The following is a 16,463-nucleotide window of genomic DNA, read 5'->3' as shown; positions in this document are numbered from 1 at the left end:
GCCAGCATCGGCGCGTCGCCGCGCCGGAGCAGGGCGACCGTCCGGCGCCGCCCATGCGCCGGGCCGCGACGGGCCTGCGGCGACGTGCGCGGCGTCTGCCCGAACCGTCTGCAGAAGGAACATCCCGAGTGAACGCGCTGTCTGAACAGATCCTTTCCGAATTGCGCCACCTGCTGAGCGAGATGAGCGACGGCGGCAGCGTCGGCCCGTCCGTCTATGACACGGCGCGAGCTCTACAGTTCCGCGGCAACGTCACCGGTCGGCAGGACGCATACGCGTGGCTCATCGCGCAGCAACAGGCCGATGGAGGATGGGGAAGCGCGGAGTTCCCGCTGTTCCGCCATGCGCCCACTTGGGCGGCGTTGCTGGCATTGCAGCGTGCCGATCGTCTTCCCGGCGCTGCCGACGCAGTCCAGGCTGCAACCCGGTTCCTCGAGCGCGAGCCCGATCCCTACGCGCAGACGGTGCCGGAAGACGCGCCGATCGGCGCGGAGCTGATCCTGCCGCAGTTGTGCGGCGAGGCCGCATCCTTGCTGGGCGGCGTGGCGTTTCCGCGCCACCCGGCGCTGTTGCCGTTGCGGCAAGCGTGCCTGGTCAAGCTGGGGGCGGTGGCGACGTTGCCGAGCGGCCATCCGTTGCTGCACTCCTGGGAAGCCTGGGGCACGTCGCTGACCACCGCATGCCCGGATGACGACGGCAGCATCGGCATCAGTCCGGCGGCCACCGCCGCGTGTCGTGCGCACGCCGTGACACAGGGGAGCACGCCGCAGGTCGCGCGCGCCGACGCGTATCTGCAGGCGGCATCGCGGGCGACGCGCAGCGGCATCGAAGGTGTCGTTCCCAACGTCTGGCCGATCAATGTGTTCGAGCCATGCTGGTCGCTGTACACCCTGCATCTGGCCGGGCTGTTCGCGCATCCCGCGCTCGGCGAGGCGGTGCGCGTGATCATCGCGCAGCTCGACGCCCGTCTGGGCATGCGCGGTCTGGGACCGGCCTTGCACTTCGCGGCCGATGCGGACGACACCGCCGTTGCGTTGTGCGTCCTGCGCCTTGCAGGCCGCGACCCGGCGGTCGATCCGTTGCGCCATTTCGAAATTGGCGAGCTGTTCGTCACCTTCCCCGGCGAGCGCAATGCCTCGGTGTCGACCAACATCCATGCCCTGCATGCGTTGCGACTGTTGGGAAAGCCCGCCGCCGGCACCAGCGCCTACGTCGAGGCCAATCGCAACACGCACGGTCTATGGGACAACGAAAAATGGCACGTTTCGTGGCTGTATCCCACCGCGCATGCGATCGCTGCGCTGGCGCAAGGCAAGCCCCAGTGGCGCGACGAGCGCGCGCTGGCGGCGCTGCTGCAGGCGCAGCGGGACGACGGCGGCTGGGGCGCCGGTCGCGCGTCCACATTCGAGGAAACCGCCTATGCGCTGTTCGCGTTGTACGTGATGGACGGGAGCGAAGAGCCGACAGGGCGCCGGCGCATCGCGCAGGCGGTGGCGCGTGCGCTGGAGTGGATGCTCGCCCGCCATGCGGCGCATGCATTGCCGCAGACGCAGCTGTGGATCGGCAAGGAACTGTATTGCCCCACCCGGGTCGTGCGCGTGGCCGAACTCGCCGGGTTGTGGCTGGCGCTTCGTTGGGGGCGGCGCGTCCCGGCCGAGGGAGCAGGAGCGGCGCCATGATTCAGACCGAACGCGCGCTGCAGCAGGTGCTGGAGTGGGGGCGTTCCCTGACCGGGTTCGCCGACGAGCATGCCGCGGAAGCGGTCAGGGGCGGCCAGTACATCCTGCAGCGCATCCACCCGAGCCTGCGCGACACCAGCGCCCGCACCGGCCGCGATCCGCAGGACGAAACGCTGATCGTGGCGTTCTATCGCGAACTGGCGCTGCTGTTCTGGCTCGACGATTGCAACGACCTTGGCCTGATCGCGCCGGAGCAGCTCGCTGCGGTGGAGCAGGCGCTGGGGCAGGGCGTGCCGTGCGCGCTCCCCGGATTCGAGGGCTGCGCTGTGCTGCGTGCTTCGCTGGCCGCGCTCGCCTACGATCGTCGCGACTATGCTCAGCTTCTTGCCGATACCCGGTGCTATTGCGCGGCGCTGCGCGCCGGACACGCGCAGGCGGCAGGGGCGGAATGCTGGTCCTACGCCGAATACCTGCACAACGGCATCGATTCGATCGCCTACACGAACGTGTTCTGTTGCCTGTCGTTGCTGTGGGGGCTGGACATGGCGACCTTGCGCGCGCGTCCGGCGTTTCGCCAGGTCCTGCGGCTCATCTCCGCGATAGGGCGCCTGCAGAACGATCTGCATGGACGCGACAAGGACAGGTCGGCCGGCGAGGCCGATAACGCGGCGATCCTGCTGCTGCAGCGCTATCCGGCTATGCCTGTGGTGGAGTTCCTCAACGACGAGCTGGCCGGCCATACGCGCATGCTGCACCGGGTGATGGCTTCAGAACGCTTTCCCGCGCCGTGGGGACCGTTGATCGAGGCCATGGCGGCCATCCGCGGGCAGTACTACCAGACCTCGACCAGCCGCTACCGCAGCGACGCTGCGGGGGAGGCCAGCGTGCGCCGGCCTGAACGCGCGGGAGGCGGCGGCGTGCGCGCGCTGCCGTCGGTCCGATCCGACGCAACGCTGTCGCCCGATGCGACGGATGGAGCGAGCATGAGCGACACCGCCCTGAGCCGGCGCAAGGACGACCATCTGGACATCGTGCTGGATCGGCGAACGGCGCCGGCCACGATCGCCGCCGGCTGGGAGTACATCCGTTTCGAACACTGCGCATTGCCCGAGTTGGACCTGACGCAGATCGACCTGCGCGCCTCGCTGCTGGGCAAGACCATGCGCGCGCCGCTGCTGATCAGCTCCATGACCGGCGGCACGTCACGCGCCGAGGCCATCAACCGGCATCTGAGCGAGGCAGCGCAAGTCTTGGGGATCGCCATGTGCGTCGGTTCGCAGCGCGTGAGCCTGCAATCCCGCAACTCCCAGGGGCTGACGCGCGCGCTGCGCCGCCTGGCCCCAGACATTCCCTTGCTGGCCAATATCGGCGCTGCGCAACTGCGCGAGACCGACGGCCTGGACCTGGCGCGCCGGGCGGTGGATGCGCTGGAGGCCGATGGACTCATCGTCCATCTCAATCCGCTGCAGGAAGCGGTACAGCCGGAGGGCGACCGCGACTGGCGCGGCGTCCTGGCGCAGATCGCTCGCGCCGCGCGCAGCGTGGGCGTGCCGATCGTGGCTAAGGAAGTGGGCTCGGGCCTGTCCGCCTCGGTGGCCTGTGCGCTCGTCGAGGCGGGCGTGGCGGTGATCGATGTTGCCGGCGCCGGCGGCACCAGTTGGGCCGCGGTGGAGGGCGAGCGCGCCCGCGATGCCGCCGACCGTGCAGTGGCGATGGCGTTCGCCGATTGGGGGATTCCGACCCCGGCCGGCGTGCAGGCGGTACGTCGGGCGCTGCCAACGGTGAAGCTGATCGCGTCGGGCGGAATCCGCGACGGCGTCGACGTAGCCAAGGCCATTCGCCTGGGCGCGGACATCGCCGGGCAGGCGGCCGGCGTGCTGCGCGCGGCTACGGTATCCACCGAGGCGGTTGTCGCGCATTTCGAGATCGTCATCCGCCAGTTGGCCGTCGCCTGCTTCTGCACCGGCTCGGCTGATCTGGCGGCGTTGCGTCAGGCGCGCTTGTTGCCCTCGGCGCATCTGCCCGCCGGTTGATGCCGGCGTCGCCCGCACGTGGCGGCGGGCGCCTAGTCTTACTGAGTCAGAAAGTCGCGGATGCGGGTGGATTCGCGCTGGCGCGGATTTGTTAGGGTGTTGCTTCGTGATCAGGGAAGCGCCCGGCGATGCCCGACTGGACAGCTCAGAGTGAAGCCGCATTTGACGCTTATGTCGATGCTTTGATCGGGGTGATCGGCCAAGCCGAACGAGCTGAGCCCCTGAAGGGGTCGGAACAAGGTGGGCCGGGAGACCGGCAAGGAGTAGATGGTGCAAGTCCATTGCAATGAAGGAGTAGCGATCCACATTGACGCCCAGTCATGCGCGGTCGGTCGTGAGGAGACCGGTAACTTCTCTGGGGTCAAACACGGGTTGTTAGGCTCGAGCAGTCCATCAGCATCGTTTTGAGACAAAGCGATGGCGGTGGAATGGACGCTTACGATCGAGGGCCGGAACGAATTTGGTGAAACATGCCGGAAGGAGGTCCGCATAGACAAGAGCTGGGAGAGCCTATTCGACGGCGACATCGGCTTGTCGATCGGCGATAGCAAGAAGATCATGGCAGCGCTGCAGAACGCGGTCGTGAATCATGAGGCGGAGACGTATGCCCTTCTTCGCCGGGTTTGCCCGGAGTGCCATACGTTCCGACCGCGTCAAGGACTACACGACACGCCCGATCCGAACCGTCTGCGGCACCGTTGAGGTTCGCAATCCCCGGATGCTGTGCCGGGAATGCCGTCTAGGGATGGTCGGTGCTTTCCGCCGCCGAAGGAACTTTGTCCCGATCGAGCGACACCGGAGCTGATGGAACTGACGGCGCGGCTAGGAAGCATGCTGCCCTACCGGCAGGCGCCGAAGGTGCCAGACTCAATTGAGCCAATATGCGACGAGAGCGGCGAGATGAACAGTGGCCAAGAAATTCCCGGCCAGCTTGTCGTATCGGGTGGCGATGCGGCGGAAGTCTTGAGCCTGCAAAAACAGCGCTCGATGACTTTCGGCCTTTGTAGGCGCGTTTGTTGAAGCGATGGATGACAACGCGGTTGGATTTGTTAGGGATGACGGGCTTGGCGCCGCGACGAACAATTTCGCCGCGAAGGTCGACGCCGTCATACCCTTTGTCAGCGAGGAGCGCGCTCATGGGCCGCCCGAGCGCCAGAACATCGGGCGCCGCCGCGATATCGGCATTCTGGCCTCGGGTCAGATGCAGCACGACCGGCCGGCAGAGCGGATCGCTCAGCGCATGGATTTTTGTCGTGCGGCCTCCGCGCGGGCGGCCGATTGCTTGATTGTGCTCCCCCCTTTTCCGCCGGAGGCACACCGGTGAGCTTTAATCGAGGTCGCGTCGAGCGACAGCACGACGCCGTCTTCGCCGGGCTTGGCCAGCGCTTCGAAGATTGCGCACCATCGCCCGCGCTTGGCCCCGCGGTTGAAGCGATTGTAGACGGTCGTGTAAGGGCCGTATTCACGCGGGCAGTCGCCCCATCGCGCACCCGACTGCAGCGTGTGAATGATCCCGGGTCGTCGTCCCGATCCGGCCCCGTCAGTCCCGTCGGCAGATGAGGCTCGATACGTCCCCATTGCCGATCATTCAGCCAAAACAAACCCGCGCGCATTCTCTCGCCCCCGAATCAAAAACTCGCAGGAGAGGGAATCACCTGGCGCTATTTAGGTACAGGTCCTGGGACAGCTTCGGTTGCGGCATTCTGCATAGCTTCGCTTCGTTCTCACAACATTGAGGACGTGCGGCCAAGTCTGCTCAGCTATCGCTTGGCTTGGCTCGATCGACCGGCACCCCGCCGTCGCATTTTGAGGCTCTGCGGAACTGCATGTACGAGGCAAACCGCTCGACGCTGGCTCGCTGGGTTCTCTCGAGCGATGCAACCTGCGCGTTACCCAATCCCCGGGTCGGTTTCCATCGTCCATGGGCGCAGCTCGTCGACAACTGTCGGCTGGCGAGCATCGACGCGCGACATCTCTGCGCCACGCAGGCTGGCAAAGGCCTGGCGCACAGGCGCGAAAGCCGATCCATACATCGTCGATCCGCCCTCTGAAATGTGACCGCGATCATGAACCGATGAGCACTGGAATGTCCGGATCCCCATGGATGCAGTCAGCCGGACCGTCGCGGCCAGCCGCTCCTCGGTGCAATTGACGACAGTGCTCTTGACCAACACACGCTTAGCAGAGTGGCGGTGTGTTCTCTCCCGAAAGGTAGGCCGATAAGTCCATCACCAGGGTTTGTCAGAGCCAGTCCCGGCGAAGCGGGTGCAGTGACTCTCTCTGCGGCATACTCGTCGAGCTGGTGAGAGAGAGGGTCTGAGGCGATGCCTCAGACGGGGCGGTTTTCGCTTCTGTTCTTCACCGGCTCCATTTTGGCCAGGCCGTCCTCGTATGAAATTTCCGTGTATGATCCACCGATGTCCTTGGCCGCGTCGAGCAAGTAGTCGAGCCTACCGGCCGTACCCAGCTTCTTGATGTCATTCTTGTCGACGCCGGCGAGGTCCATCATCTCCTTCCATACAGTTGATTCGTCGCAAGGCAGAATGCGGAAGGTGATGTCGCCTATCTTAGTGCGGTACTTCGCGAGCAGATCAATGTTGTTGCAGAACATGAAATAGCTGCCTTTGGGGCTCAGCCTGCCATCCAGAACCTTTGCGGCCTGAGGTAGATAGGCGAAGGAATGCAGATATCCGGCAAGGACTGGGATGGTCGGTTCGCCTTCCTGCGCGATTGCAAGAACTTGTTCGATGGAATAGTCCGGCGGTCGTTTTTCGTCGGCGAGCTGGGCTTGGAACTTCAGCGCGATGTCGCCCCGAAATCCAAATCGCCCCGACTTCGTTGTCTCGCTCTTAAGCACCGCATTCAGCAACCGCCCCTCCTTGTCCAACTGGCCAAGAGCGGTGTTGTCGATCGACGTCATGGAAGGCTCCTCATCAATCTGTCGTGTACATTCATCGCCGAACGCGGCGTGTCCGCTAACCCTATGCAAGTTGTTTGCCGTGCGCCTATGTCTGCAGCGACGCACAGCGTAAGCGGCGGCTTGGCGCAATGTGCATGAATACGTGCCGGCACCATCACGAGGTCTCGGCCGGATGAGGTCGGGACGCCGGAAAACCGCCTGTCGCAAAGCCGACAGGTCGCAAATCGTATGGTCGCCGCCTGCAAAACCAATTGATTTCAGCTGCATCTCGACTGGCATGGGATTTGCGAATTGTGCCTCGCGACAGAAACTGAGAGCGAGCCAGAAATGATCAACCTAACGGATAGCGCCATCAACGCACTGAAGGCCGCAATCTCCTCGACAGCCCAGCCGGCAAGCGGTTTGCGGGTCATGGTCGAAGGCGGCGGTTGCCAAGGGTTCACATACAAAATGGGTCTTGCTCATGAGCCGGTCTCCGATGAGCCCGTGTTCGAGCAAGACGGGATCAAAGTCTTCGTCGACAAGGCGAGCCGGGCGCATCTCAACGGCACCACGATCGACTTCGTGGTGTCGCTCGAAGGATCAGGGTTCCGCTTCGATAACCCAAATGCCAAATCGAGCTGCTCCTGCGGCAAATCGTTCAGCTGAGCCGCCTTCGGACCATTCGCAATGGAAGGAGCATCGAACATGGGCCTGAAGGCTGAACGAACGAAGCAATCTTCGACTGCAGAGCCTTCCGATCGCCAGCGGATTGTCCGCGCCGTGCTCGATGAGAGTCGGCCAAGGCTCAGGCGTGATCGTGGGGATTGTGAGCTCGTCGAAATCGAAGGCAACAAGATCATGGTCAGGCTCACCGGCGCCTGCATGTTATGCAAGCTTGCGGGAACGACGCTCGCGGCCATTCAAGCGCGCCTGATCGTGCGGCTCGGCGAGTTCGTCCGCCTGATCCCGCTCCCCGGAGCTGCCAAAGTGGGGCCTTAAGTGCAGAGCGGACAGTCCGTGCGGCCGATCTACCTGGATAACAACGCGACGACCCGTGCCCATCCTTTGGTGGTCGCGGCAATGCTGCCGTTCTTCTCTGGGCAATTCGGCAATGCGTCGTCCGCGCATGTATTCGGCATTGAGGTTGCGCCCGCATTGAAGCAAGCGCGCCAGAAGCTGCAGGCCCTCGTTGGCGCGGCATTCGATCACGAGATCGTCTTCACGTCGGGCGGGACTGAATCCGACAACACAGCGATCCTGTCCGCGCTCGCCGTGCAGGAGGGGCGCGACGAGATCGTCACAACGGTCGTTGAGCATCCAGCCGTGCTGTCCCTTGCCGAGGAGCTGGGCCGACGAGGAATCAAGACCCATGTCATTCCGGTCGATGCAAGCGGCCGATTGAACATCGAGGCTTATCGCAACGCATTGTCGAGGCGCACGTCAATCGCCTCGGTCATGTGGGCCAATAATGAGACCGGTACGATCTTTCCGGTGAAATCCCTCGCCAGGATGGCGCGCTCAGTCGGCGCGCTCTTTCACACCGACGCGGTCCAGGCGGTCGGGCGGATTCCGATTGACCTGAAGACTACGGACATCGACATGCTGTCGCTCTCCGGCCATAAGCTCCATGGTCCGAAGGGGATCGGCGCGCTGTATGTGCGCAAGGACATCAAGTTCCGACCGCTGATCTTCGGCGGCGCACAGGAGCGGCATCGCCGAGCTGGCACCCAAAACGTTCCGGGCATTATTGGGCTCGGCAAGGCGGCGGAACTCGCTGCGGCACACCTCGTACAAGAGCAGATGCAGATAGGCGTCCTTCGCGACCGGCTGGAGCAAGGCATTCTCGCTCTCGGCTGTTGCATCGTGCTTGGTCATATCAAGAACCGCTTGCCAAATACGTCTAACATTGCATTCGAGCATCTCGAAGCAGAGGCCATCGTCGACCACCTGAACCGCAACGGAATTGCCGTCTCACTCGGTTCAGCCTGCGCGTCCGGCTCGATGGAGCCGTCCCATGTCCTGCGCGCGATGAGAGTACCACCGGCCTTTTTGCGCGGTGCGGTTCGCTTCTCGCTGTCGCGCGAGACGGCGGCGGATGAGATCGATCGTGTCCTGCAAGTCCTGGCGGACATCAATGCCAAACAGAGAGCCTTGTGGCGTGCGTGTCAGGAGCGCGCGGGCGAGAGATCACAACCTGCGGAGCTCCTATGAAGGTCATGATTCGCCGTTCGCCCGAGACGGGGCTTTCGATTTATGTGCCCAAGAAGGATCTTGAGGAGTCGATTGTCGAATGTGAGCACGAGACGCTGTGGGGTGGTTGGATTCGAATCGCGAATGGCTGGGTGCTCGACCTACCCGCGATGGCGAGTGACACCATCCTTCCAATCACTATCAACGCCAAGAAGCGCGGCGGCGAGGCAACCGAATGATGAATGCTAAGACTCCACAGAACCTCGCCAAACCGGCGGATGCGGAAGCTATTCTTGGCGAAGCGGTTTGGCCCCTGCGAGGAAGTCCACATCATTCTCTGGCTTTGGCTTGGCGTGACCGAAGGTTCCAGCCGAGCGTGCCGATGACTCCGGAAGCGCTCGAAGCATTCTTGGGAACCAAGAAGGCGCCGACGCGCGGTGCCACACGCAATATCTCGGCCTAGGCCAGCACTGAGGCGTTGGGCCAACGAGATGGCGTTGGTGGGAAGGCCCTCGCGAGGGCCCATTGTGCTGACATCGCCAGCCCGGTCGTTGCATTCCGCACATCTTAACAGCGTCAGGCCAATTGCTGCAACTCCGCAAGATTCATTTTCGAGAGGATTGAATCTCGGGCCAGCTCGTAGCTTGCAAATCTTGATGCAACGTTCGCGATGCAAATCCTTGAATCAGTCGAACTACGCGTCAAGACTAAGGTTGTAAATGAAGCATGGTCAGACAAGGAGCGTCGATGGCGCGCGAACTGGAAGGCCAACGCCCTCCGCTCCTGACGATGATCCCTATCTATGGTTGGAACAGATCGAAGGCGCGCGGGCGCTGAACTTCGTCGAGCGGCAGAATAGCAGAACCCTGGAGGTGTTTGGCGGACCCGCAGCCGAACGAGACGGAGATGCGCTGACAGCGATTTACGACCGACCTGACAATATCCCCTATGTCAGCCGGCGCGGCGGGTATCTCTACAATCTGTGGAGGGACGCCACTAATCCACGCGGCCTCTGGCGGCGAACCACTCTGAAAGAGTATCGCACGCTGAAGCCGTCATGGGACATTCTGCTCGACCTCGATCAACTTGCCGTCAGCGAAGGCAAAGACTGGCTTCTGAATGCCACGGCCGCACCGCCTGGAAATCACTCGCGATGGATCTTGAGTCTATCGCGCGGCGGAAGCGATGCCGTCACTTTGCGTGAATTCGATTCAGACACGAAGCTCTTCATCCGCGATGGCTTTATCTTGCCGGAAGCCAAAGGCAGCGGCGTATGGCTCGATTCCGATACGCTGGTGTTGTTAAGCTCCCATGGCGATGGCATGGCCGCGACCACCGGCTATGCGCGCACGGTGAGGCTGTGGCGGCGTGGTATGCATGTTGACAAAGCGGCAGTGATCTTTGAGGCCAAGGCCGCTCATGTGTCCGTCGGTTGCAGTGTTGACGACACTGTCGTGCCGCCCAGGATCTGGTTCCTCGATGCGACAGACGTCTCCAATTGCGTGGTCTGGCTGGGCGATGAAACGGGCGCCAAGACGAGGCTCGACTTGCCAAGTAACATCTGGATGCGGTCGCATCGCAACTGGCTTGCCCTGAAGCCGCGCGAATCCTGGTCTGTGGCAGGGCAGACCTATGCCGCGGATACGGTGCTCGTCATCCCGCTGCCGGCATTCCTGGCGGGCAGCCGCCAGTTCGAGATTCTCTTCGAGCCGGGGCCGCGCCGTGCGCTGCAGAGCTTCTTTTGGAGTGCGGGCAAAGTTGTGCTTTGTATTCTCGACGAACTCCGGCCAGTCTTCGAGATCTGCACGCCATCCGATCATGGCTGGATCCGCGAGCAATTGGGCGGGCTTCCTGATCTTGGCGTGGTCGACATCTGGTCTCTCGATCGCAATCCGTCCGAGAGCAATGGCGACTTGCTGGCTCACGTCGAGGATCCGCTCACCCCGCCGTCCCTCATCCTGATGGAGCGGGGCGTTGGCAGTCCCGCCGTGCTGAAGCAGGCGCCGAAGACGTTTGCCGCGGAGCACTGCGTGGTCACGCGGCACGAGGCCATCTCGATCGACGGTGAGCGAATTCCCTACCTACAGACCGGCCCGGTCAGACAGACCGGCAACGCGCCGGTCCATCTGAGCGGATATGGCGGGTTTGGGATCTCCGTGAAACCGTATTACAATTCCGCGCTCGGTAAGCTTTGGCTTCACTGCGGCGGCACCACGGTTCAGGCAAATTTGCGCGGCGGCGGTGAGTTCGGCACGCGCTGGCACGACGCCGGCCGGCTGGCCGGCAAGAGATTGTCGCATGACGATTTCGCAGCCGTCGCCGCCGATCTCGTTAAGCGCGGCGTGACACAGGCCAAGCGGATCGGGGCCGAGAGTGGATCGAACGGCGGCATCCTCATTACCAACATGCTCACGCGATATCCCGGGCTCTTTGGCGCACTGTTCTGCACCGTCCCGCTGATCGACATGCGCCGCTACACCAAACTGCTCGCCGGGGCGAACTGGCTCGCCGAATATGGCGATCCCGACAACGCTGAGGAGTGGGAGTGGCTGAAGACCTATTCTGCCTATCATGCCGCAAGACCCGGGCAGTCCTATCCACCGATCCTGATGGCCACCAGGCGGCGGGACGATCGCGTCCATCCCGGACATGCGCGCAAAATGGCAGCGAAGCTGCAGGCGATGGGCTATGAGGCTTATTTCTACGAGCATGCCGCCGGCGGCCACGGCTATGGCAAGGACAACAGGGAGCACGCCAGCTTGTTGGTGCTGGGCCTGCGTTTCCTGAAGAGCAGGATCGGCTGGCTGGATACCGAGACGTCAGCGACGTAGTGTAGTTGTTGGACGGCAGTTCGTGCGATGTCGACCGAGGCGGCTGCAGCCTTACGAATCTGATCGGCGTCCAAACCCGCACGACCTTTTCGAGATGCCAACCAACGTTTGGACGCACGGTCCAATTCATGGCCGTCGGCACCCTGGCCACTCGGCGTTTTCTCTTCACCCCGACAATGCCTTCCGGAGTGTCAGGGCAGGGGCCCGCGTGATCTTCACGACATAGGTCGGCAACAGGGGGGCTGCTTCTTGTCTGCATCTACGTAGGATCGCCGGTTCAAGTTGTCCTTCAAAGCGTCCGGAAACGTCTTTTGCGGATTGTGCTTTGCATACGCGTCACATTTCGGCGACAAGATCAACTTTCAACGACACCAGCCGCCATGCTCTTGGCCCAAGGGCATAGATGAAGCAGCGTACCCGCCGTCATCATAGCGCGGCCAGCGCTCTTGTGATCGCAATCTCTGTCAGCTTTCCAACATGAGTTGATAAAACGGACATTCGAGCAGGCGTTATCTAACTGCTTGAAGCGAACCAAAAAATTCGTTTGTTGGCAGGTATGGCACGCCAGTTGCTCTTGGCTTTTCAGAAACGATTCTGGGGATGCTTGCCTGGAAGGATTCGACTTGCGAAGAGAATTGGAAAAATGAGTACTTCAGCGCAACACCAGGTATCCTGCGGCGGCGGCGAGATCAGCGAGACCATGCAAGTCATGGCTAAGCACAAGAGCTGCGGTACGGTCGGTGGAAGCGGCAAGGCGAGCTGCGGATCTCAGGCCGGCATCGGCAATGTGCCAAATGAGGTCTGGGAAAAGGTGAAGAACCATCCCTGCTACAGCGAGGAGGCGCACCACCATTATGCCCGCATGCATGTCGCGGTCGCGCCCGCCTGCAATATTCAGTGCAATTACTGCAATCGTAAATACGATTGCGCCAACGAATCGCGCCCCGGCATTGTCAGCGAGAAGTTGACGCCGGAGCAGGCCGCCAAGAAGGTGCTGGCGGTCGCTTCCGCGATCCCTCAGATGAGCGTGGTCGGCGTTGCTGGCCCTGGCGACCCCCTGGCGAATCCGGACAAGACATTCAAGACGTTCGAGCTCGTCAATAAACTCGCGCCAGATCTCAAGCTGTGCCTCTCGACGAACGGCCTGGCGCTAGCTGATCATGTCGACACGATCGCAAGACTCAAGGTGGATCACGTGACGATCACGATCAACATGATCGATCCCGATATTGGCGCAAAGATCTATCCCTGGATCTTTTACCGCCACAAGCGCTACACAGGCATTGAAGCTGCAAGCATCCTCAGCAATCGGCAGCTCCAGGGCCTGGAGATGCTCACCGCGCGCGGCATCCTTTGCAAAGTCAACTCGGTGATGATTCCCGGGATTAACGATCAGCATCTGGTTGAGGTTAACAAGGCCGTGAAGTCGCGCGGCGCCTTCCTGCATAACGTGATGCCGCTGATATCGTCGCCCGAGCACGGCACCGTGTTCGGTCTCAGCGGGCAACGCGGCCCGACCGCACAGGAAGTGACAGCATTGCAGGATAGCTGCGAAAGAGAGATGAACATGATGCGTCACTGTCGCCAGTGCCGCGCCGACGCCGTCGGACTACTCGGGGAGGACCGCGGCGCGGAGTTCACCATGGAAAAGATCATGGCCATGGACATCAAATATGATGAGCAGGCCCGAAAGGAGGATCAGGCCAAAGTCGAGAAGGCGCGCATTGCAAAGCTTGCGGCCAAGCAGGAGCAGGTTGCGGGGCTCGCCAGCGCGTCCAGCGAAATCAAGGTGCTGGTGGCGGTTGCAACCAAGGGCTCGGGATTGATCAACCAGCACTTCGGTCATGCCAAGGAGTTCCAGATCTACGAGCTCTCGACTTCAGGCGCAAAATTCGTTGGTCATCGTCCTATTCATCCCTATTGCCAGGGCGGCGATGGCGAGGACAGCAAGCTCGAAATCGCCATCGGCGCCATCAACGATTGTCATGCCGTGTTCGTGTCAAAGATCGGCGGCTGCCCGAAGGCCGAATTGATCAAGGCCGGAATCGAACCGGTCGATCAGTATGCCTACGAGTTCATTGATGGCTCGGCGATCGCCTGGTTCAAACTCTATCTCGATAAAGTCAATGAGGGGAAGATCAAGCACATTGAGCGGGTCGATCCGGCGGCCCGCCGCAATGCGCTGATTTCCGCCGCCTGAGAGGATGGGTTCAGACAATGCCGTTCAAGATCATCGCCTCGCAATGCACGGGCTGTTCAGCGTGCGAAACGCAGTGCCCGAACTTCGCTATTTCCGAGCGAGCCGGCGTTTTCCTGATCGATCCTGAGAAATGCACCGAGTGCGCCGCCTACTTTGATGAGCCGCAATGCGTGGCGGTTTGCCCGGTTGACAATACATGCGTGCTCGACACGGCACTGCCGCGTCACCAGGAGCCTGCTTGAGGGCTACGATGGATGTCACTACGACACTAAAGGTTCAGAAACTCGGGCGGATGATGCTCCGCCTTGACGAGGCGCCGGTCGCGGCTTTCGCCTTCTCTGACCAGGTGGACGGCTGGCCCTGGTCGCAAACGTTTTCGCAAGTTGCCAAGTCATATTCTAGCGACGAGCACGTCGGCGGGAGCGCGTCGAGCTATTCCTGTCGGCCCCAAGGCCTCCGTCTTGAGCGTGGAGGATCGATTTCGCCGATGGGCCCACGAAGAGCGGACGCGTCTTCCGCGACATCAATCCAGGCACCTGCAGCCATTGTTGATCAGGCGACATTCATGCCCGAGGCCTTCTTCAGTTGGTCATCCGAAAGAGGGCGTCCTCGCCGAGTCCTGTCTTGGTCGCACGGTGTCGACTCAGCCGAGCATCATCCCAGGGCGACAGGGCTATCCTATCACCTCGATGAAAGTGCAGAAAGTACACCTGCGCCACGCCAAGGCGTTCGCACCGGATCACGTGATGCGGAAACGAATTTCTTGCCACTGGTGCGGTGGGCGCCACCAAGCCGGAATTCGGCTGCTATGAGAGTACCTCGTGTGGGTCTTCCTGTTCTCGCTCGACGCATATTGCCGACTTGCAGATGCGTCTCGGGCAACTGGGGAAGGACGGCAGCTGTCGGGAGACTGCTGGGGCTTTGCCCCGCGGACAGGGCTGGCGCCAAGGTGTTGTTGGGCACGCTCGAGCGTATGGGCGGGACCGTGAGTGATGACGTCCACAATGCCATCGGTTGCCGGGGTAATCAGGTCGACTCTGTCGGCTGTGCGCATCCCGCGCTGAAGCACGCGCCTCGCCGCCGGCTCAAGCACGCCTCCCTCGATGGCAGACGCGCGTGCCGCGTCGATGGCTTCTTCAACATCAACCATGGGCCCACGACAGTCTCGAGCATCTGGAGTTTAGGTTGCGGGCGTTGATGTTGCTGCACCGGGACCCCGACAGGCTCATGCAATCCGTGATCGCAAGCGCCGCCGTGCGGGAATGGAGGGGGTTGATCGAGCATCATGATAGGGTGGTCCGTAAGGCCGGGCGCCTGCAAGGCGCGGTACAATTGAACTATGGAACAGGGACGGCAGCATGAGCAACATCGCCCGTGACAGTGACATCGTCGAGCTGACGGACGCCCCCTTCTTTGATTATGGTGACAACGTGCGGGCCAACCGCACCATCCGTAACGACGGCACCTATGTGGGCAAGGACATCGGTGAGGTTCTGGTCAAGAAAGGCGAGCTTGGCTATGTCATCTCGATCGGCACGTTCCTGCAACAATTTTATATCTATGGAGTCGAATTCCTCGGCTCCGGCAACCGCGTCGGCATGAAATGCAAGGAGCTCGATCTAGTCACGCCAAGCCACGAAGGCGAGGAGCCGTTCTTGCCAGGAGCGGCACCCCGATGATCGAACCAAGATCGCCAAAATACCGGTCAGGCCAACGTGTCAAGGCGGCAATCGATCTGCTCAACGACGGTTCCTTTCCCGGCGCGTCGGCGGAAGAGTGTCTGGTCAGCGTCGGGTACATTGGTGAGATCGTCCAGGTCGGTCGCCATACGGAAGCGAACCTACCCATTTATATGGTCGACTTCGGCAAGCACTTGGTGGTTGGCTGCCTCGAGGCAGAAATCTCTGCAGTCTAGGATATCGCGCAATGAACGCCGCAATCATCAGACGACATCATTCCGGATTGCCTGCGCATCCCAACGAGCTCGACCGGTGGCGGATCGTGCGCGCGCTGACGAAGCGCGAGCACTACCGATATGTCTCGCCAAAGGTGACAGCGGTTGCTGGCGGCTATCTGGTCGAGAGCCCGTGCTGCTCAGGCAATATCAATGCGGAGGGCGACCTCGTCGACGTCGCGCTGCTGCACCACGATAGGACTGGGGCGGCATGGCAGCTGCTCCGCAAAGATCACCGCAAGGGCGTCTGGGAGTGGCATTCGACCCATCAACGGCTTGGCTTGGCGACAGCGGTTCTGAACGCCGACCCTGAACGTTTGTTCTGGCAATAAGGATTGTGGAGATGGTGCTCGAAGGCGACTTGACAGAGATCGAGCAGACGCTCGCCGCTATTGATACAGCCTCTGAGCCCTGCCTGACGCTCCGGCAGAAAGTTCCACATCTTGCCTTCTTGCGAGGCGTCCGACATGACGCAGAGTCCGTTCCGCCGGCTTGGAAAGTTCGACCTGCATCTGCTCGACAGTGGAGATCACTGTGTACAGATCACGAATGATCCACACCGCGCCGCCGGCATTGTGCTGGCCAAGCGCTCTGGCAAGTCATGATCAAGCAATCGCCTTCCGGTGCCAAGCTCACACAGGACGGCTAGGCCCGCGGGTTGCTTGCCATGCCGT

At 61.9% G+C, this 16,463-nt stretch carries 16 protein-coding genes and 2 pseudogenes; 15 read left to right on the top strand and 3 right to left on the bottom strand.

The window, feature by feature from the left end:
* The first annotated feature begins 128 nt into the window (after positions 1-128).
* The 4 genes and pseudogenes from IVA87_RS15300 (at position 129) to IVA87_RS15285 (ending at position 4,414) form a co-directional block, all read left to right on the top strand.
* Positions 129-1,679 carry a hypothetical protein gene (locus tag IVA87_RS15300; protein WP_247334076.1) on the top strand — a complete coding sequence of 517 codons (1,551 nt, stop codon included), beginning with the start codon at positions 129-131 and terminating at the stop codon, positions 1,677-1,679.
* Positions 1,676-2,577: pseudogene (locus IVA87_RS15295) on the top strand (hypothetical protein). The gene IVA87_RS15300 and the pseudogene IVA87_RS15295 overlap by 4 nt, the downstream one beginning before the upstream one ends.
* Positions 2,578-2,662: 85 nt before the next feature.
* Complete coding sequence (fni, locus tag IVA87_RS15290) at positions 2,663-3,712, top strand: type 2 isopentenyl-diphosphate Delta-isomerase (protein ID WP_247334075.1); 1,050 nt, start codon at positions 2,663-2,665, stop codon at positions 3,710-3,712.
* A 417-nt stretch (positions 3,713-4,129) separates the two neighbouring features.
* Positions 4,130-4,414, top strand: coding sequence for a hypothetical protein (locus tag IVA87_RS15285; RefSeq protein WP_247334074.1), 285 nt, complete (start codon positions 4,130-4,132; stop codon positions 4,412-4,414).
* 165 nt (positions 4,415-4,579) lie between these two features.
* Here the strand turns inward: IVA87_RS15285 and IVA87_RS15280 are convergent.
* The 3 genes and pseudogenes from IVA87_RS15280 to IVA87_RS15270 all read right to left on the bottom strand — a co-directional run bounded on the left by IVA87_RS15280 (position 4,580) and on the right by IVA87_RS15270 (position 6,632).
* A pseudogene (locus IVA87_RS15280) lies at positions 4,580-5,344 on the bottom strand (IS5 family transposase).
* A 257-nt stretch (positions 5,345-5,601) separates the two neighbouring features.
* A complete protein-coding gene (locus tag IVA87_RS15275) occupies positions 5,602-5,883 on the bottom strand; it encodes a hypothetical protein (protein WP_247334072.1) in 282 nt (93 codons plus the stop codon).
* Between the two features lie 158 nt (positions 5,884-6,041).
* Positions 6,042-6,632, bottom strand: a complete 591-nt coding sequence (locus IVA87_RS15270; RefSeq protein ID WP_247334070.1) for a hypothetical protein — start codon at positions 6,630-6,632, stop codon at positions 6,042-6,044.
* A 327-nt stretch (positions 6,633-6,959) separates the two neighbouring features.
* Between IVA87_RS15270 and IVA87_RS15265 the strand changes: the two genes are divergently transcribed.
* The 11 genes from IVA87_RS15265 (at position 6,960) to IVA87_RS35385 (ending at position 16,394) form a co-directional block, all read left to right on the top strand.
* Positions 6,960-7,280, top strand: coding sequence for an iron-sulfur cluster assembly accessory protein (locus IVA87_RS15265; protein WP_247279072.1), 321 nt, complete (start codon positions 6,960-6,962; stop codon positions 7,278-7,280).
* A gap of 39 nt (positions 7,281-7,319) precedes the next feature.
* Positions 7,320-7,613 (top strand): NifU family protein, encoded by a 294-nt coding sequence (locus tag IVA87_RS15260; protein WP_247279048.1) that lies wholly within the window; start codon positions 7,320-7,322, stop codon positions 7,611-7,613.
* Positions 7,614-7,631: 18 nt separating this feature from the next.
* On the top strand, positions 7,632-8,825 hold the full coding sequence (gene nifS / locus IVA87_RS15255) for a cysteine desulfurase NifS (protein ID WP_247334069.1): 1,194 nt from the start codon (positions 7,632-7,634) through the stop codon (positions 8,823-8,825).
* Positions 8,822-9,043 carry a putative nitrogen fixation protein NifT gene (gene nifT, locus IVA87_RS15250; RefSeq protein WP_247279050.1) on the top strand — a complete coding sequence of 74 codons (222 nt, stop codon included), beginning with the start codon at positions 8,822-8,824 and terminating at the stop codon, positions 9,041-9,043. Before nifS ends, nifT begins: the two co-directional genes overlap by 4 nt.
* Positions 9,044-9,523: 480 nt before the next feature.
* Positions 9,524-11,635 carry a prolyl oligopeptidase family serine peptidase gene (locus IVA87_RS15245; RefSeq protein ID WP_247334068.1) on the top strand — a complete coding sequence of 704 codons (2,112 nt, stop codon included), beginning with the start codon at positions 9,524-9,526 and terminating at the stop codon, positions 11,633-11,635.
* A 643-nt stretch (positions 11,636-12,278) separates the two neighbouring features.
* On the top strand, positions 12,279-13,835 hold the full coding sequence (nifB, locus tag IVA87_RS15240) for a nitrogenase cofactor biosynthesis protein NifB (RefSeq protein ID WP_247334067.1): 1,557 nt from the start codon (positions 12,279-12,281) through the stop codon (positions 13,833-13,835).
* Positions 13,836-13,852: 17 nt separating this feature from the next.
* Positions 13,853-14,077 carry a 4Fe-4S binding protein gene (locus IVA87_RS15235; protein WP_247297545.1) on the top strand — a complete coding sequence of 75 codons (225 nt, stop codon included), beginning with the start codon at positions 13,853-13,855 and terminating at the stop codon, positions 14,075-14,077.
* A gap of 1,116 nt (positions 14,078-15,193) precedes the next feature.
* On the top strand, positions 15,194-15,514 hold the full coding sequence (locus IVA87_RS15230) for a nitrogen fixation protein NifZ (protein ID WP_247297548.1): 321 nt from the start codon (positions 15,194-15,196) through the stop codon (positions 15,512-15,514).
* Complete coding sequence (locus tag IVA87_RS15225; protein WP_247279054.1) at positions 15,511-15,750, top strand: nitrogen fixation protein NifZ; 240 nt, start codon at positions 15,511-15,513, stop codon at positions 15,748-15,750. Before IVA87_RS15230 ends, IVA87_RS15225 begins: the two co-directional genes overlap by 4 nt.
* An 11-nt stretch (positions 15,751-15,761) precedes the next feature.
* The gene (locus IVA87_RS15220; protein WP_247279055.1) at positions 15,762-16,121 is read left to right on the top strand and encodes a hypothetical protein; all 360 of its coding nucleotides are present in this window, start codon (positions 15,762-15,764) and stop codon (positions 16,119-16,121) included.
* A 135-nt stretch (positions 16,122-16,256) separates the two neighbouring features.
* Positions 16,257-16,394 (top strand): hypothetical protein, encoded by a 138-nt coding sequence (locus IVA87_RS35385; protein ID WP_247448739.1) that lies wholly within the window; start codon positions 16,257-16,259, stop codon positions 16,392-16,394.
* Positions 16,395-16,463 lie beyond the last annotated feature (69 nt).

Origin of the sequence: Bradyrhizobium sp. 147 (genome assembly GCF_023073935.1) — a bacterium.
In the GTDB taxonomy this organism is placed as follows: domain Bacteria; phylum Pseudomonadota; class Alphaproteobacteria; order Rhizobiales; family Xanthobacteraceae; genus Bradyrhizobium.
Note: the sequence above shows the minus strand (reverse complement) of the source record. Positions and strands in the feature narration are given on the sequence as shown.

What these genes read in the sequence shown, in the direction of transcription:
- fni (WP_247334075.1), top strand. Translation starts at nt 2,663, where the DNA reads ATGAGCGACACCGCCCTGAGCCGGCGCAAGGACGACCATCTGGACATC.
- IVA87_RS15285 (WP_247334074.1), top strand. Translation starts at nt 4,130, where the DNA reads ATGGCGGTGGAATGGACGCTTACGATCGAGGGCCGGAACGAATTTGGT.
- IVA87_RS15270 (WP_247334070.1), bottom strand. Translation starts at nt 6,632, where the DNA reads ATGACGTCGATCGACAACACCGCTCTTGGCCAGTTGGACAAGGAGGGG.
- IVA87_RS15265 (WP_247279072.1), top strand. Translation starts at nt 6,960, where the DNA reads ATGATCAACCTAACGGATAGCGCCATCAACGCACTGAAGGCCGCAATC.
- IVA87_RS15260 (WP_247279048.1), top strand. Translation starts at nt 7,320, where the DNA reads ATGGGCCTGAAGGCTGAACGAACGAAGCAATCTTCGACTGCAGAGCCT.
- nifT (WP_247279050.1), top strand. Translation starts at nt 8,822, where the DNA reads ATGAAGGTCATGATTCGCCGTTCGCCCGAGACGGGGCTTTCGATTTAT.
- IVA87_RS15245 (WP_247334068.1), top strand. Translation starts at nt 9,524, where the DNA reads ATGAAGCATGGTCAGACAAGGAGCGTCGATGGCGCGCGAACTGGAAGG.
- nifB (WP_247334067.1), top strand. Translation starts at nt 12,279, where the DNA reads ATGAGTACTTCAGCGCAACACCAGGTATCCTGCGGCGGCGGCGAGATC.
- IVA87_RS15235 (WP_247297545.1), top strand. Translation starts at nt 13,853, where the DNA reads ATGCCGTTCAAGATCATCGCCTCGCAATGCACGGGCTGTTCAGCGTGC.
- IVA87_RS15230 (WP_247297548.1), top strand. Translation starts at nt 15,194, where the DNA reads ATGAGCAACATCGCCCGTGACAGTGACATCGTCGAGCTGACGGACGCC.
- IVA87_RS15225 (WP_247279054.1), top strand. Translation starts at nt 15,511, where the DNA reads ATGATCGAACCAAGATCGCCAAAATACCGGTCAGGCCAACGTGTCAAG.
- IVA87_RS15220 (WP_247279055.1), top strand. Translation starts at nt 15,762, where the DNA reads ATGAACGCCGCAATCATCAGACGACATCATTCCGGATTGCCTGCGCAT.
- IVA87_RS35385 (WP_247448739.1), top strand. Translation starts at nt 16,257, where the DNA reads ATGACGCAGAGTCCGTTCCGCCGGCTTGGAAAGTTCGACCTGCATCTG.